The sequence below is a fragment of the Carboxylicivirga longa genome, assembly GCF_050589825.1.
In the GTDB taxonomy this organism is placed as follows: Bacteria; Bacteroidota; Bacteroidia; order Bacteroidales; family Marinilabiliaceae; genus Carboxylicivirga; species Carboxylicivirga longa.
Genome location: NZ_JBNGOZ010000012.1, coordinates 85,894 through 101,886, shown reverse-complemented (window position 1 = coordinate 101,886; position 15,993 = coordinate 85,894). Strand labels below are relative to the sequence as shown.

The 15,993-nt window shown below is 43.3% G+C and carries 15 protein-coding genes and 1 tRNA gene; 4 read left to right on the top strand and 12 right to left on the bottom strand.

Annotation, left to right across the window (positions count from 1 at the left end):
* Window positions 1-21: 21 nt before the first annotated feature.
* Window positions 22-2,988: a golvesin C-terminal-like domain-containing protein gene (locus tag ACRD7A_RS11945; RefSeq protein WP_430811247.1), complete on the bottom strand. Its 2,967-nt coding sequence runs from the start codon at window positions 2,986-2,988 to the stop codon at window positions 22-24.
* A gap of 321 nt (window positions 2,989-3,309) precedes the next feature.
* On the opposite strand from ACRD7A_RS11945, the gene ACRD7A_RS11940 reads away from it, so the two are divergent.
* Both ACRD7A_RS11940 and murQ read left to right on the top strand, forming a co-directional pair.
* The gene (locus tag ACRD7A_RS11940) at window positions 3,310-4,107 is read left to right on the top strand and encodes an ATPase (protein ID WP_430817946.1); all 798 of its coding nucleotides are present in this window, start codon (window positions 3,310-3,312) and stop codon (window positions 4,105-4,107) included.
* 3 nt (window positions 4,108-4,110) lie between these two features.
* Window positions 4,111-4,938 (top strand): N-acetylmuramic acid 6-phosphate etherase, encoded by an 828-nt coding sequence (murQ, locus tag ACRD7A_RS11935; protein ID WP_430811249.1) that lies wholly within the window; start codon window positions 4,111-4,113, stop codon window positions 4,936-4,938.
* An 83-nt stretch (window positions 4,939-5,021) separates the two neighbouring features.
* Here murQ and ACRD7A_RS11930 read toward each other — a convergent pair whose 3' ends face one another.
* The 7 genes from ACRD7A_RS11930 to ACRD7A_RS11900 all read right to left on the bottom strand — a co-directional run bounded on the left by ACRD7A_RS11930 (window position 5,022) and on the right by ACRD7A_RS11900 (window position 12,651).
* Complete coding sequence (locus ACRD7A_RS11930; protein WP_430811250.1) at window positions 5,022-5,747, bottom strand: FadR/GntR family transcriptional regulator; 726 nt, start codon at window positions 5,745-5,747, stop codon at window positions 5,022-5,024.
* A gap of 240 nt (window positions 5,748-5,987) precedes the next feature.
* Complete coding sequence (gene trxB / locus ACRD7A_RS11925; protein ID WP_430811251.1) at window positions 5,988-6,989, bottom strand: thioredoxin-disulfide reductase; 1,002 nt, start codon at window positions 6,987-6,989, stop codon at window positions 5,988-5,990.
* A 142-nt stretch (window positions 6,990-7,131) separates the two neighbouring features.
* Window positions 7,132-8,085 (bottom strand): DUF4249 domain-containing protein, encoded by a 954-nt coding sequence (locus tag ACRD7A_RS11920; protein WP_430811252.1) that lies wholly within the window; start codon window positions 8,083-8,085, stop codon window positions 7,132-7,134.
* A 2-nt stretch (window positions 8,086-8,087) separates the two neighbouring features.
* Window positions 8,088-10,748, bottom strand: a complete 2,661-nt coding sequence (locus ACRD7A_RS11915) for a TonB-dependent receptor (RefSeq protein WP_430811253.1) — start codon at window positions 10,746-10,748, stop codon at window positions 8,088-8,090.
* Between the two features lie 22 nt (window positions 10,749-10,770).
* Window positions 10,771-11,736, bottom strand: a complete 966-nt coding sequence (locus ACRD7A_RS11910; protein WP_430811254.1) for a FecR family protein — start codon at window positions 11,734-11,736, stop codon at window positions 10,771-10,773.
* 64 nt (window positions 11,737-11,800) lie between these two features.
* Window positions 11,801-11,974, bottom strand: a complete 174-nt coding sequence (locus ACRD7A_RS11905) for a hypothetical protein (RefSeq protein WP_430811255.1) — start codon at window positions 11,972-11,974, stop codon at window positions 11,801-11,803.
* Between the two features lie 89 nt (window positions 11,975-12,063).
* Complete coding sequence (locus ACRD7A_RS11900; protein WP_430811256.1) at window positions 12,064-12,651, bottom strand: RNA polymerase sigma-70 factor; 588 nt, start codon at window positions 12,649-12,651, stop codon at window positions 12,064-12,066.
* A 158-nt stretch (window positions 12,652-12,809) separates the two neighbouring features.
* Between ACRD7A_RS11900 and ACRD7A_RS11895 the strand changes: the two genes are divergently transcribed.
* Window positions 12,810-12,887: transfer RNA gene (locus ACRD7A_RS11895), tRNA-Pro, on the top strand.
* Between the two features lie 130 nt (window positions 12,888-13,017).
* Window positions 13,018-14,235 carry a site-specific integrase gene (locus ACRD7A_RS11890; protein ID WP_430811257.1) on the top strand — a complete coding sequence of 406 codons (1,218 nt, stop codon included), beginning with the start codon at window positions 13,018-13,020 and terminating at the stop codon, window positions 14,233-14,235.
* Between the two features lie 22 nt (window positions 14,236-14,257).
* On the opposite strand, the gene ACRD7A_RS11885 is transcribed toward ACRD7A_RS11890, so the two are convergent.
* Genes ACRD7A_RS11885 through ACRD7A_RS11870 form a run of 4 tightly spaced genes read right to left on the bottom strand, consistent with a single transcriptional unit; the run spans window position 14,258 to window position 15,989 of the window.
* Window positions 14,258-14,479 (bottom strand): hypothetical protein, encoded by a 222-nt coding sequence (locus ACRD7A_RS11885; RefSeq protein ID WP_430811258.1) that lies wholly within the window; start codon window positions 14,477-14,479, stop codon window positions 14,258-14,260.
* An 18-nt stretch (window positions 14,480-14,497) separates the two neighbouring features.
* A complete protein-coding gene (locus ACRD7A_RS11880) occupies window positions 14,498-14,719 on the bottom strand; it encodes a hypothetical protein (RefSeq protein WP_430811259.1) in 222 nt (73 codons plus the stop codon).
* Between the two features lie 3 nt (window positions 14,720-14,722).
* A complete protein-coding gene (locus tag ACRD7A_RS11875; RefSeq protein WP_430811260.1) occupies window positions 14,723-15,646 on the bottom strand; it encodes a hypothetical protein in 924 nt (307 codons plus the stop codon).
* Window positions 15,647-15,689: 43 nt separating this feature from the next.
* Window positions 15,690-15,989 carry a hypothetical protein gene (locus tag ACRD7A_RS11870; protein WP_430811261.1) on the bottom strand — a complete coding sequence of 100 codons (300 nt, stop codon included), beginning with the start codon at window positions 15,987-15,989 and terminating at the stop codon, window positions 15,690-15,692.
* Between the last annotated feature and the right edge of the window lie 4 nt (window positions 15,990-15,993).

The window sequence follows — 15,993 nt, the reverse complement described above, 5'->3', positions numbered from 1 at the left end:
ATATTATAGAGATATTTTATTTTATTTCTGATAAAAAAAATTCAGTATTTGCTTCATCAATGCTTCCCTTTCTCTTTCACCCATCACGGTCTCAAAGGGAAAGCCCATTACAATCGTTTTATAGTTACCATCATACAAGACTGCTGCACTGGCATTATTTTCGCCATAGCGCATGGCTGTTATGGCATTTATTCCCATGGGCTCAATGGCATCGGGTGCCTCCACGGCGTAATACTCCTCACTGAACTCTGTGTTAAACTCAAATTGCCCCTTTAGGTAAGGCAAGGCATAATCGCTTGCGTAAACATTGCCACTTTGCGAAGCATGATTCGTCCGCCATTTAAATCTGAGCACATCGGCTGCAAAATCCATGGCTGCCGTATCCTTATTGAGGTAAATATCCGAACCCACATAGGCTCCACTTAACAAAACATGCTGCTTGTTGGCGGTCAGCGCACACAACTTATTCATAAACGCCGATGTGTATATTTTATAGCGGGGTGACCTACCCTTATACACCTCAGTGCTTCGCTCTTCTCCCAAAATAATATCGACCACCTTAAATGATGATGCATCGTATTCAGGATCTTCAAAAACCTCATCACTCACCGAAATAAATGAATAGCCGGCCGCCAATATGGCCTGTCCATGTACCCATACATGATCAAAATTATTTCCTCTGATGACTTTTCCTTCAGTATTGCCGTAACTCGCTCCCCAACCCGGACTGTCATCATCGAGCCAGGGCGACTGGCGATTAAAATCATACTGATGTCCCGTATAGGCATACTCATACTGATCGGGCACACCCTGATCATCCCACCAGGCAACACCGGCAAAATCACCCTCATCAACAAAGGCCGGTGCTGCAATGCGGTCAAAGCCATTCACCACCAACACTGTTTCAGATCTTTTGCGGGCCATTCCCACCGACAGAACTTCACTGGCACTGCTCTCTCCTCCGTCATTAATCGCTGTTACCTTATAACTAACGATATCGCCCTTCTTTAATTTTGGTATTGCATAAAAGGGCTGGTTCACAATAGTGCCATTATCAAAACCGGCCTTACCCACGCGGCGATATACCTTGTATCGAGTAGGCGTAGCACTTGCTTCCAGGGTATCGATTACCGGCCGCCATGTCAACTCATAGCCTTTTTTTGTTTCACCAATGGCCAGATGATCAACCGGCAGAGGCTGCACACAATAGTCGCGTCTCTCCTGCATGGCCATAAACTTTAAAATGCCCTTATAAATGGCGCGACTGACATCACGCCGAAAATGCGGATCAAGACCATATTTCATATCGGCCAGGTTCTGATGCGACAAAAGTTCCAATAGCATTGTTGGCACATTGGGGCGCCAAGCTTCTGAATACTGCTTATCCCATAAACCTCGCCGCGTCCAGTCATCTTTATAAAGAGATCGTATATCGTCAACAATTTGTGTTTGAATAATATCACTTAGATCCCGACCGGCCAGTTTTGACTGTCCATTGGGAAAATAACCACTGTCGCGGGCTGCACTGTATATCCCAAGGGTACCAATCACCGAGTCGTTGGGCGTTACCCCTGCATCAGTATGAAAAGCGAAAGACAGATCAATCGGTAATCCCAATCCTTTAACAGCTCTCCACTTAGTAGGCCCATTGGGGGCGCCCATTAAATAATCGACCCATTCGCCCCGGCTCTGATAATCATCATTATAATCATTCTTGCCCTCATTGAGACTGTAAACAAGAGTATCGGGCATGCCGGCATATTGCAACCAGTAACGCGCAGCCTCCATGTAACGGGGTCTTTGCGACAGCTTCCAGGAATATTGTTTGGGGTTTACTTGGGCAGGCTTCACTTTCTTATCATCCTGACTCCGCAAGGACCATTGATTGGGCACCACCTCATTGGCCGGGCGGCGGGCTACATTGCCCATACCACCACCCAAGCGCATGGCATCCACTGAAATACGACCTCTTCCATGCACTTCGACAACAGCCTCCCGACCCTTTTCGAAGCGGTGAGAGCCCAAATAAGCCCAGGTATTGCCACCCATCGATTGATTAAGAAGGTATGAGGTGGATCCTCCACTGTGCTGTACTACATAACGTACAGCTGTACTATTATTCCGATCGTGCTTATAGCTCACATAAACCGCATAGTTGCCGGTAGCCGGTATATCAGCATGGAAGTCAGCAACTTTACCCCCACCTGACTCAAACAGATGGGAGCTGCCCATCAGAAACGGATTGTCGCTCGGATAAAGGGTGTCTTTATAAGCAAAACCCAACTGCCTAAATACCTTTAATTTATTATTGTACTGCACAAATGATTTACCCGTCGAACGGTCACTATCCACAATCACTTCACGAGGATTGAGACAGCGTTCACGCGGCAAAAACACATTGGCACCAGCTCGCTCCAGCATGGGGACAAGGTATGGCAGCACATACATCATTGGCGAAATATCCTCTACAGAGCCAAACAACCGGGCCCGCTGCCACTCCCATCGATCAAGCTTTGACTCATAATACCAGCCATGACTATGCCATAAGGCAATATGATTACCATCAAGACCCTGAGGAAAAACAGGCTGCTCAAGGCGTGTAACAAACTTTGCACCACTGTCGACTTTTGACAAGCGTGCCGTATCAATGCGATCACTCTTTCGAAATAAATTAGGAATTAAACTCTCCAGGGTCTGACCGTCGCTAAATACCTGAACACAATAACTTTCAACAAGGCTATCCTGCATAGATTGCAGGCTTTTCTTAAACCCGGAAACGGTTGCCTCGCGCCAAGGTCGATAGGATAAGGTTTTATTAAAGTAGTAGTTTATGCAACTATCTGCCCGGCTAATGACAAAAGAATCCAGCTTGGCAATGCCCTGATGCATTTGATGCGGCATGGGATCGCTCCACTTCTTCAAGACGGTATCTAACAAACTCTCCATGCTTCTGTCTGAAACAGTTTGAGCATTTATTGCGCCAGCCATGAAGCAAGCAATTATACATACAATAATATGTGGATTATATTTTTTCATCATCCCTGGTAAATATCGCTTTACGATGAACCAAAAGTAGAAAGTTTTTTTCAAGTTACAAATTTTTGTCATACATCTTACGTGTTATTCTTGATTCACACTCAAATAATTTATACATTTGCAAGGTATTCAGGAAGAAATAGCGAAGATAAACACCTACACAGTTCAATATATCTTGCTTATACAACACTAAACTAATATTTATAATACATATCACGTTATTATTATATGATACTTATTGCAGACAGCGGATCAACCAAAACAGAATGGTGCTTGATTGAAAATAGACAGCCCATAGAGAAATGTATTACAAAAGGCATTAACCCTTTTTATCAAACCTCCTCCGAGATACTACAAAATTTAATGGAGGAATATACACTAAATTACAAAAAGCCTCAAACCATTTATTTTTATGGTGCCGGCTGTGCCAACGAGGAAAAAAATAACATTGTAAAAGAAGGTCTTGCAGCCTATTTTCAAGGTGCTGATATTCATATAGACAGTGACCTATGCGCAGCCGCCCGTTCTCTGTGCCAGCAACAGCCTGGTATTGCCTGTATATTAGGTACCGGCTCCAATTCGTGTTACTACGATGGGCAAGCCATGGTAAATAACGTATCACCCTTGGGTTTTATCATAGGCGATGAAGGCAGTGGCGCAGTACTGGGCAAAAAACTTATTGGTGACTTATTAAAAAATCAGCTACCCGAAAGTGTAAGGAAGCATTTTTTTGAAACCTACTCAACCACTCAGGCCGAAATACTGGATCACATTTACAAACAAGGCTTCCCCAATCGTTACCTGGCACAATACACACGATTTTTAGCACAACACATTGAAAAACCGGAGATTGAAAGCCTGGTCACACAGGCCTTTTGCGAATTTATAGAACGTAACCTGCTTCAGTATGAGCAAGCTGCCAGCTTACCCATACATTTTACAGGTAGCATCGCCTATTATTTTAAAAATCAACTTAAAAAGGCACTTATTAAGTACAATCTAAAGCTGGGATCCATTACACAGGCACCCATGGAAGGATTGATACAATACCATACCGCACTAAAGCATTAAATTATGATAGCACAAAAGAAACAAAGATTAAGCATAACCGAATCGCCTTCCCATTTTGACAATCTGGAAAAGATGTCAGTGGAAGAACTCATTAGAAACATCAATCGCGAAGATGCCAATGTGCATTTGGCCGTTGAAAAAGCATTACCCCAAATCAAAGCACTGGTTGAGCGTATCATTAAACGAATGGAACAGGGCGGCCGGGTTTTTTATTTGGGTGCCGGCACAAGTGGTCGCTTGGGGGTACTGGATGCCTCAGAGTTGCCGCCCACTTTTGGGGTGCCTGACAATATGGTGATTGGCCTAATAGCGGGTGGCGACAGGGCATTACGACAAGCCGTTGAATCAGCCGAAGATGACCCGGACAAAGCCTGGCGAGAATTGGGCGAATACAAAGTAGATGAATTGGATACGGTAATCGGCATTGCAGCCTCGGGTACTACACCCTACGTTATTGGCGGCATACAACATGCCCGTAAAAACGGCCTCTTGACCGGTTGCATCACTTGCAACCCGGGCACTCAGGTGGCTGCTGTGACCGAATTTCCCATTGAAGCCATTGTGGGGCCTGAATTTGTTACGGGCAGCACACGCCTAAAAGCAGGAACAGCCCAGAAAATGATCCTTAACATGATTACCACCAGTATTATGATTAAGCTGGGGCGTGTAAAAGGCAATAAAATGGTAAACATGCAATTAACCAACAAAAAACTGGTTGATAGGGGTGCACGTATGATTATGGATGAGCTGAACATGAACTACGAAACAGCAAAAGGATTATTGCTGGAACATGGATCAGTGAAGAAAGCAATTGATGCCTACCGACGATAGTTTTAAGAAGGAAAGCCGGAGATGAACCACGTTGCGTGGTTTCCTCCGGCTTTTATGGCTTAACGCTTCTGCACTAATATATTTTAATCCGTATCCTTAAAATATTTATCGTATACCTCCATATTACGCTCCAGCAACTCAACAGTATACTGATAAGAACGTTCGCTATCCTTATCAATCACCGCCTTTAATATCTCATGCTGCAAGCGCACAGTGTACTCTTTCTCTCCCTCAATATTGGCATAAATCATATTACGCATGCGGGGCAATAATGAATAAATTGGCTCCATGGATATGATTACAATGGGATTCCCCGTGGCTTTCGCCATATTCATATGAAAGCGGTTAATTAAATCCACCTCCAGCTGAGTATTATCGGGATTACATCGCTCTAGCTCGGCAATATTTGACTGCAACAACTTCACATCATCATCAGTGCGATTAATGGCAGCCAGGCGGCCGATTTCGGGCTCAAAAATACGTCGCACCTCAATAATCTGGCGGATAAGACTCGAATCAAATTTTAGATCGTAATACAAATTCAAAGACTTGATGGCATCCTCAATCTTAATTTCAGATACATACATGCCACTTCCCTTTTTTATTTCGATAAGCCCCCGGGCACTCAGGCGTCGCAATGCTTCGCGCAAGGCCGTTCGGCTCACGGCAAAACTCTCACACAACTCCTTCTCGGAGGGCAATTTAGCCCCGGTAATCAATCGTTTTGACCGGATGGCCTCCTCGATTTTTCGTTCTATCTTTTGGCTTAAGGTTTGACTCGTACCAATTTTTCCAAATAATTCTTCCATTTATCTATCCGCTTAATACATCATACAAATTTAAAATTAATTCTTTAAAATTCACTAAGCAAATAGAATCCTTCATCATATTTTAGCAATAAGCAGAGTATAACATAGTTTTTTTGGACTCAGAATGTTGCAAAGGGCGAGGTTCAATGGTGAAATAATGAAAGAAATACGGACCATTTTGAGGCAAAAAAAAGGGATGACCGCAGCCACCCCTCTTCTAATCTATAATCAAAAATATTCTTATTCCTGTTCAGCCAGGAAACGTTCGGCATCAATGGCTGCCATACAGCCTGATCCGGCTGCCGTAACAGCCTGACGATACTGATCATCCTGCACATCGCCACAGGCAAACACCCCTGGTACGTTTGTTTTAGATGTTCCGGGAACCGTCTTGATATAGCCCACATCATTGGTATCAATATATTCAGCAAAGATATCTGAGTTAGGCTTATGACCAATACCCAGAAAGAAACCATCGATCTTAATCTTCACTTCCTCCTCTTCGGGTGTTCCCATATTCTTAACCAAAGTGGCGCCTTCTACTACACCATCGCCAAACAATCCTTTGGTTTGATGCTTCCACAGTACTTCGATGTTCGGAGTCTTCAGGGCGCGCTCCTGCATAACTTTTGAGGCACGGAATACATCACGACGCACAATCAGGTACACCTTTTTACACAAGCCGGCCAAATACATGGCCTCCTCAAGGGCCGTATCACCACCGCCAACCACAGCCACATCTTTGCCGCGATAGAAAAATCCATCACAAGTGGCGCAGGCCGACACACCAGAACCTGCATACTTTGTTTCATCGGGTAAACCTAAATACTTAGCTGTAGCACCTGTAGCAATAATCAAGGCTTCAGCCTCAACAACCTTATTACCATCAATAGTAACCTTAAACGGACGCTGACTAAGATCAGCAGCCGTAGCCATACCAAAACGAATATCGGTACCAAAACGAGCAGCCTGCTTCTTCAGATCCTCCATCATCTCTGGCCCTGTTACACCATCAGGATAGCCAGGGAAGTTTTCAACATCGGTGGTAGTAGTAAGCTGTCCGCCGGGCTGCAGACCTTCGTACATAACCGGACTCAGGTTAGCACGTGCCGCATAAATGGCCGCGGTATAGCCTGCTGGTCCTGACCCAACAATTAATACTTTTACCTTTTCCACATCTCCCATTTCCTTATTTTCCCCCTGGGGAGCCTCCAGGTTTCCCATTTTTTCAAAAAGAGCCATAATATCTAAATATAATTATTTCTGAATAAGTCGTAAAACTACAAATTTCCATCCGCCTCCTCAAAAGATATGCCGCACTTATAAATATGACATTTTGCACACCAAAAAATCCCCAAAAACCCTCATGATTAAACCAGTAGAACTATTCATGCCTTATATCACGTGTAAATACTAACGAATCACTGTCGAAATTCATACCGGATACCAATCCCAGCCCACCCTTTACATTGCTATGAATTTTAACAGGCTCAAAAACCGGCAATCCTTCATAAATACCAGCATAGCCATCAGCTAATATGGTGGATCGCAAATACTCGTAATAATCGATGGTATGGTGATAGAGGTAAACGGTTATCTTTATTTTCTGTTCATGGTAACTAAATAAAAAGTACTCCGAGGGGATGTTCAGCCTTAACGGATGCGTGCGCCCGTTAATAATATCATCGGCAAATAAGCCCTGAAGATCAAGTCCCGGCAACAAGCTACCACTCTGCTCACCCTGCGTAAAAACAGGATCCTCTTTGGCATACGAGACAGTTTGCCGCGTATAATTAACTTTCCCATCTTCCACACCCCATCCTTCGCGCAGTACATAAAGCTGATAGTAATTTTTTTCATCTCCCGGATCTTTAAACGAAACAGTGGTACGCAGCATAGGTACATCCACCTCTTCACCAACATTGACATTCACCGACAGTGTATCCAAAGCCAAAATATTGACTTTGTGCGGAATAAAGCTACGTGCCAAAACCGTATCACCATCAATCTCATAAGCATTGAATATCAAACGATCCTTACTGCTAAAAGAAAACTCTGCCCACCTACTCCACACCGTATCTGAGGGCAAAATGTAGGTTCCCTTGTAATCATCATTAATGGCCAGTTCAAATCGCCCTTTCTCTACCTTTTGATAATCATTGGGTGTCAGAATATTCTGACTTTTACTCAGATGCAAGTGCAAAGCACTATCGGGATATACAAAAGCGTACATCACCAGTTTATCAGACTGCTCATTAAGGGCAATTTCAATATCCTTTTCACAGCCAATCAGCACCAATACAGTAAACAACAGATAATAAATTCTTCTTTTCTTCATGGCTAAAACTTCACGGTGTATCGCACATAGGGGATGGGTATAGGAAACAGACTAAACTGCTTAAGGGAGCGCTCAATCTCTCCGGTAGCTTCAATTTCTCTATCGGAGAAATACAGGAAGAAAGGATTCTGACGACCATATGTATTCATGATGCCTACGCTCCACAAACGGCTACCCCAATGCCTTTTCTTATGAAAATTAAACCCCACATCTAAACGATGAAAGTTGGGCATACGATAGCTATTACGCTCCGCAATATACTGATTATAACCTCCCGTATTATCTGATTCAGCAGTAGGGAGTGGAGGTGCATAATACTTTTTCTCGGGCAAGGTAAGGGGGTTACCCGTACCAAAAGTCCAGGTTGCACCCATATCTACTTTTTCAGAAAATTTATAGGTTGTATAAAGTGACACATCATGCGTACGGTCAAAGTTGGCCGGAAACTCACGTCCATTGTTCAGTTCATCAAACTGATTGGTACTTTTAGAATAAGTATAACCCAACCAGCCCGATAAATTACCCATCTTGCGATGCAGCAGCAGTTCCACCCCATACGACTGTCCCTTACCAACAGTCAGCTTACTCTGCCAGTCCGACGAGAAATCAAAATAACCCGCCGTTTCTTTATATGCCAGTATATCCTTTAACTTCTTATAATAAAATTCTACCGATAAATTAAAACCATTAGCGATTTCATACTCCAGCCCCAGTGCATACTGAGAGGCTCGCATCGGCGCGATGTTATCAGACACTGGCAACCATAAATCGGTGGGCATAGCTACAGTTGCCGTACGCAGCAGGTGCATATATTGTGTCATCTGACTATAAGCTGCCTTAACCGATAAATTATCATGCATGAGAAAACGAGCGGACAAACGCGGTTCGGCCGACCAGTAAAACTTATCACTTTCGGTTTGAAAAAGAGAAAAATGCCCACCAATATTCATCTTAAGACGGGGCAGTAAATGAAAATCATCCTCCACATAAAAGCGATATTCAGAGCGATACATACGTGTGCCACCAAATGTTGTGTCAACAGGTGTTCCTCCGGCTATCTCAGCCAGTACAACATCAATACCCGGATAGAAAATATGACCTATGGCATTGGCGCCAAAACGAATATAATGACGCGCAGATGGCATATAGTCCACATCCACTTTAGCACTTACATCACGAATACCACTGTAATACTCTTGACTACCCTTATTCCACACATCTTTAGATACATAGTTTAAGGTTTGATCAATGAAGAATCGATAATCACTATAGGTAAGTGTTGTATTAGCAAACATCTTATTCCCAAACACATGATTCCAGCGCACTGACCCCACATAATTGCGCCAGCCCATATCACTTTCATCGTAGGTTTTCACAGTTTGTCGGGGCACATCCTCGGGAGCATTGATAACTATATTTTGCTCATTGTAAGAAATTCCGTACTGATCCTTGCCCATATAGGCACTGAGATGGAGCCGATCCTTATGAGACAGGCGATAATTAAGTTTCGCATTGAAATCGTAGAAATAGTATCGGCTTTTATCAGCCTCCTTCATCTGCCACAAACTGGTCATTATATCCAAATAAGTGCGCCGAAAAGAGGCAGAAAATGAGGACTTATCTTTAATGAGTGGTCCCTCAACAGCTAGTTTACTGGACAACAAACCCACACTGGCCACTCCTTTATATTCCTGAACATTACCGTCATACATGCGAATATCTACAACCGATGATAGGCGTCCGCCATAGCGCGCAGGAAACCCCCCTTTAATAACCCGAACACTATTAACGGCATCGGCATTAAAAATAGAGAAGAAACCCAGCAGATGACTGGAGTTATAGATGGGTACATCATCCATCAATACCAGGTTTTGATCAGGGCCGCCACCTCGTACGTACAACTCACTAAAACCTTCACCACCACTCTGTATGCCGGGTAATAGCTGAATACTCTTTACTACATCAACTTCTCCTAAATACACGGGCACGTTTTTTATCTGCTCGATGGGCACATCGATAGTACCTGTACGCGTACTTTTAACTTGTTGCGGCACACGATGACCCACAACGGCAATCTCCTCCAGCTCCTTTTTGGGTTCCATCATAAAGTAAAGCACAGTATCCTTTTCGAGCTGCATATAGTGATGTGCATTTTTATAACCCACGTAAGAACTACTTAGGTGGACAAAGCCCCGCGGCATGGCAATACTAAAGAAACCAAAATTATTACTGACTGTTCCCAACAACAGATCAGGCTCATAGATATTGGCTTGAATAAGGGCCTCGCGCGATTGACGATCAAGCACATAACCTTTAATCACAAATTTACGATCACCATCGTCCTGTACCTGAATAATAACTTTATTGCCACGCACGATATAACCGGCAGGGCAATTACTAAATAAAGCATCCAGAATTTCGCGTACCGTCCCTGATAGTTGCATAAGACTTATGCTATCCTGAAAACACAACTGGTTACTATAACTGAATACAATGCCAGTTTGCTGCTCAATATCACCCAGAAAATCATGGGTAGAAACATTTTCTGAAGACAGGTTAACAGGGGTATATAACACGTTTTGCCCGCTCAAACTGACAGTCATCAGTAGAACAAGCAAAACAACATAAAGACGTTTAAAAGTATGCTGTAAGATTATTGACATAAAATATTAATCACCTCCGAAATTAATCAGAGATGATCAATTTGTTATCATTAATCTCAAATTTTTTCTTGAAATGGATGCGCAGCTCCACTAAAACATCATCCAAAGAGGGATTTTTAAAGCGTGAAGTAATATTTAGGGTCGATCTACTAGCGTTATTTACAATAAATTCCACTTCATCAAAGTAATCCTGCACCGTTTTCAGCACCTCGCTAAGGCTTGCCTTATTAAATACGATGGTGCCGGTTTTCCAAGCCATGTAGTTATCCGAGTGAAGCGACCGTTTTTTCATCATTCCCCCGCTGAAAAGGGCTTCCTCCCCAGCTACTACCTCTAACTGCTGATCGCCACCAATAAAAAGCACGCGCCCTTCGTTTACCGATAAGGTGATTAACTCCTTGGTTTCATCAATATTAAATGCGGTGCCTAACACTTTCACCCGGGCATCCCCCACCTCAACAATAAATGGTTTATCCGGATTCTTAGCCACCTTAAAATAGGCCTCCCCCTTCAAACGAAGACGACGTTCATCACCCCGAAAATCTTTTTCAAACAGCAACTCGCTATCACGATTTAAGGCTACTTCTGAGGCATCCGCCAGCACTATATTGCCCACCTTGTCCTGAGTGTAAAACGCCTCCCACTTGCCAAAGCCGGGCACCCGCTCGTACAAACCGTATGCAGCCAGCAGCAAAAGCGCAGGCACCATCACTGCTGCTATGCGTAAAATCGTATGCCGCAGTACCGCACCCTTATGAGACATGCCCACACGCATTTTGAACTGCGCAAAATCAGCCATCACATCCACCGAGCGAAAAGCCTCAAGACCTTGAGATTGCTCCCACACACGCTCCATTTGTCGCAGATAGGTCGTATTTTCATCTGATTCATCCAACCAAGCATTAAGCGTCTGGTTTTCATCCGACGTTAACTCACCTACCAGCTGTTTTACAATCAGTTCATCGATATGCTTACTCGGCTCATTCATGTTTGTCTGCTTATTCATCCTTCCTAACAAAAGATTACGCTCTTTGAAATATAAGTATCGGTGCTTAATGGAAATCCATTACTCCAAAGATGTTTGTCTCTCTGGCCTCTTCCTCTCTTATTTCCTCTTTCAAAGTGGTCTTCACCGGTTCTTGTGCAATTTTTTCCTGCTCGGCCTTCACTTGCTTCTCATCCACCGGAGAAAGCAAATCTGCTAATAATTGAAAAACAAATTCCATGGTTGTCTTATTTTAAAACTTGCAAATACATCGTGTCAGTAATTATGACAACGCTCTTATAGCTTACACGTATTGCCTTTATCATTTTTTTATTTATTTATCATCACCCACACAAAAGCAAGCCACACCTGTAGATAAGCTGCCAGGTGCTTACGCATAATTTTAAGGGCTTTACTAATCTGCGTCTCTACCGTACGCTTCGATAAATCCAGGCGGTCGGCAATCTCCTGATTCGTGACACCTTCAAAACGACTCATTTCAAAAATGCGCTTACATTGCGTAGGTAAACCTTTTATAATGGTGTAAATTTTCTGTTGTAGTTCGGTCTCCTCCAACTTATCATCAACAAAGGCTTCTTCCGATTTATTAATCTGATAAATATTAGCATGGTGATCGCGCCTTATCTGTGTGTGCTTTATCTGATTCAAACATCGATTGCGCACCGATTGATATAAGTGTGCTTTTAAGGAAGAGTGTATTTTAATCACCTTCCTTTTCTCATAAAAATTAACAATAACATCTTGCACTAGGTCACGCGCCAGATCATCATCTATCACAACCTTGCGGGCAAACACCACCAATTGGGCATAATAACGAACGAACAGCTCCTGATAAGCTGCTTCATCACCTCTTTCGATCCCTTTTATTAATTCAATATCGTTAAGTTCCTTCTGCATTAAGGTATGGCTGTAATTAGTAGAAAAGCAAAAATATAAATTCATTGCTAATCGTCTCACTTAAAAGACCACTAAATGCAATGCGTAATATTTTTTGATTTTTTTTCGTCTTTAGAATTGCGTAATCAACCATTTTGACTATATTTGCAGCACAATTACGGGATGTGGCGCAGCCCGGTTAGCGCACTGGTCTGGGGGACCAGGGGTCGCAGGTTCAAATCCTGTCATCCCGACCAAAGTAAAAACCTCAATATTAAGCGATTACATTAGTAGTCGCTTTTTTTATGCTTTTTTTTTCAGGTGGTTTTTGTACCTTTTTACCCCACGAAATCGGATAGAATTTAGTTTTTTTTTAGTTTTTTTTCTATGGCCACAGCTCGATTGATTTTAAAACGGAAACCAAACAAGGATAATCTTTACCAGATTATGATCCTTATTTCGCACAAAGGCACCAATACCGAATTAGCCACAAAAGTTGCTATTGATAAAAAGTACTGGGGCAACGAACAGATAAAAAGAGGATGCACGCAAGTTGACAATGTACGAGCCACCAATCGCAGCCTTTCGGTTAAGCTCAACGATGCCTGGGATTACATTGAGGAACTGGAGGAGCGGCGTAAGATCGACCACATGAGCGCTAAGCAAATTGGAGAGTACATCAAGAAAGGGGGCAGCGCCTTTAATAACAATGCCGATTTTCTCGCATACTTCGAGAGTTACATTCCCAAGATCGACAACCAGGGAACACGCGAACGCTACAACTCAACACTCACCATCCTAACCGAGTACAGCAAAGGCACCTTATTGTTTTCCGAAATCAATAAACCCTGGCTGAACCGATTTAAGGAGTGGCGCATTGAAGAAACATCGCCCGGCACCGCCAACATCGATTTACGAAATATCCGTGCACTTTTCAATCGGGCAATAGATGTGGATGAGCTCATTGATCAGAACCTCTACCCCTTCCGAAAGTTTGAATTTGCAAAAGCTCAACCGCGTAACCTCAGATTGCCTATTGAAGCCATTCGCCTGATACGCGATTTCGAAGCAAAGGATCAGTACACCTCACTGGCTCGCGATTTCTTTATGCTCTCATTCTACCTCATTGGCATGAATAACAGCGACATATACGAAATAGCCGACATCAACGATGGTCGCATTGAGTACGATCGGCGCAAAACAACCAAACGCTATTCCATAAAAGTAGAGCCCGAAGCCCAAGCCATTATTGATAAACGAAAAGGCTTCAATGCACTACTCATCTACCAGGAGCGGTACGCAAACTTTAAAAACCTGACCAAGCAGATGAATAAACACCTGAAAACCTTGGCGAAAGATATTAACGCTAAGCTGGAGGAAGATCAGGTTAAAGGCATCACCATCCCTGAAGAGCTTGTTATGTACCATGCACGACACACTTGGGCAGGTATTGCAGCCAAGAAACCCATAGGAGCCAGCAAGCCCCTCATCGCCCAGGCACTCGGCCATGGTAAAACCACTGTTACTGATACCTACTTCGACTACGACTGGGAGCTAGTGGATGACCTAAACAGAAAGGTACTGGATGAAATGAAAAAAGGCTAACCGAAACCGGCTAGCCTTTACTTTAGTTTTTTTCAAATTTTGCGCGTAATATCTCCATTTCTAGCCGTGTTTTTTTCAGCTTAAGCCGGTAAGTCAGGTATCCGAATATAACCCCTACAAAACCAAAACCCAAACCAATAATCGGTGCCCAACTTGCTAATATAGTGAACAAGCTACCGCCTGTTACGGGTCCAAGTATCTCGATTCGCCAAGCCAACAAACCAGTTATAATATGCTCTCTCATGCGTGTGAGTTTTTTAGGTTAAAACAGCTTCCACCATTTCTTTTCTTTTTTCTGCTCCTGGTCGCTTTCCAGTTCAATGTTCACTTCCGATCCTTTCTTGACCTTACCGTCAACGGTCACATTAACCTGGTTGCCGGTGTTGCTGTTGCTATCCATCCAGCTATACACCAACGCGCCACCTATGAACATCCCCATGAACAGGAAGGTGGTACACATAAATACTTTACCTTTTAATGTCATACCTCAATCCTTTATGTACCGCGAAACGGCGTAAATACTTCTTAATCGTCGCTTATGAATAACCACCTGATCGCCAACACGGCTTCCGTTATTGTTGCTATTTCCTTCGTGCGTTACCACGTAGCCATGCCGGTCTAGTCGTAGTATCTCACCAACATGACCAACACGCCCAAGGCGGTCGTAGTAAAAGGTAGCTGCATCGCCTGTTTTAAACTGAGTACGATTGCGCTTGAATCCTTGCGAGCGGTACCATATCACATCCTTATCCTTTGCGAAATTAGGCGACCACGCACTATTGGGGTTGGGTATAGATAGTATCGAATAGTTAAACGATGACTTGGCCGCACACCATGCTATACGCTGCTCAGGCTTAAAGCCTACTCTTTTGGCGTATTCGTCGATGATAGGGCTTCTGTTCGTTGTCACTTCCTTAACGCCTACCTGCTGCATGAGGTTATAGGTAAGTATCTCACGCACGGCATCACCACTCAGCGTATTATATTGCTCCGGTGTGAGCTTAATAATATCCAGGTGAGCAAATGCCGGATGCTCCAACCTATCAAACTGATTATAATTATATACCTGCCCATTAACGGCCATGGTAGCCGCCAGCAGAAAGCCAATGATCAAGGCCGTGCTTAGCTTATACTTCAATTCGGGCTGCAAGGTCTTAAATCCGGTATAATAGTCGGCAATGATATTCTTAAACACATTGGGTAACATGATTCTTAAGATGATCCATGCCACGCCGGCAGATACCAAAGCGCGAACAACACCTAATGCGATATAATCGACTTCACCAAAAAAGTTGGTTACTAACTTAATACCGGCTACATCTCTTAATAGCCAGTTGAAAAGGAAAAATAGCAGGATCCCCGCCGGTATCCATACTAATTCCAGCTTGAAAATTTTAAAGAATGTTTTCATTTAAATTGGTTTTAAATCTTGATACTTATGTCTTGATACTTTTTCAATTTTCCTCAAGCATCATACACGCCTGCCCGCAGTACAGCACCGGGTAAGGCTTCAATGCCTTCTTAATTTCCGCCACTTGTTCTACACTTACCTCAATAGCCTTGGTACTGGTGGCAATGTCCACGGCCAGTTTGTAGGCTTTCAGCTTCTCTAATTCGTCGCCCTCCTGCTTGTTGGCCAAGGCCGAGGCGCAGACATCTTTAAGCGTTACTACTTTTTTACCGCCACCTTCAATTGGTTCGGTCAGATCGTTGCCGTTAAGGGCTTTCAAATTTCTGTTAAAATTTACTTTCATGATT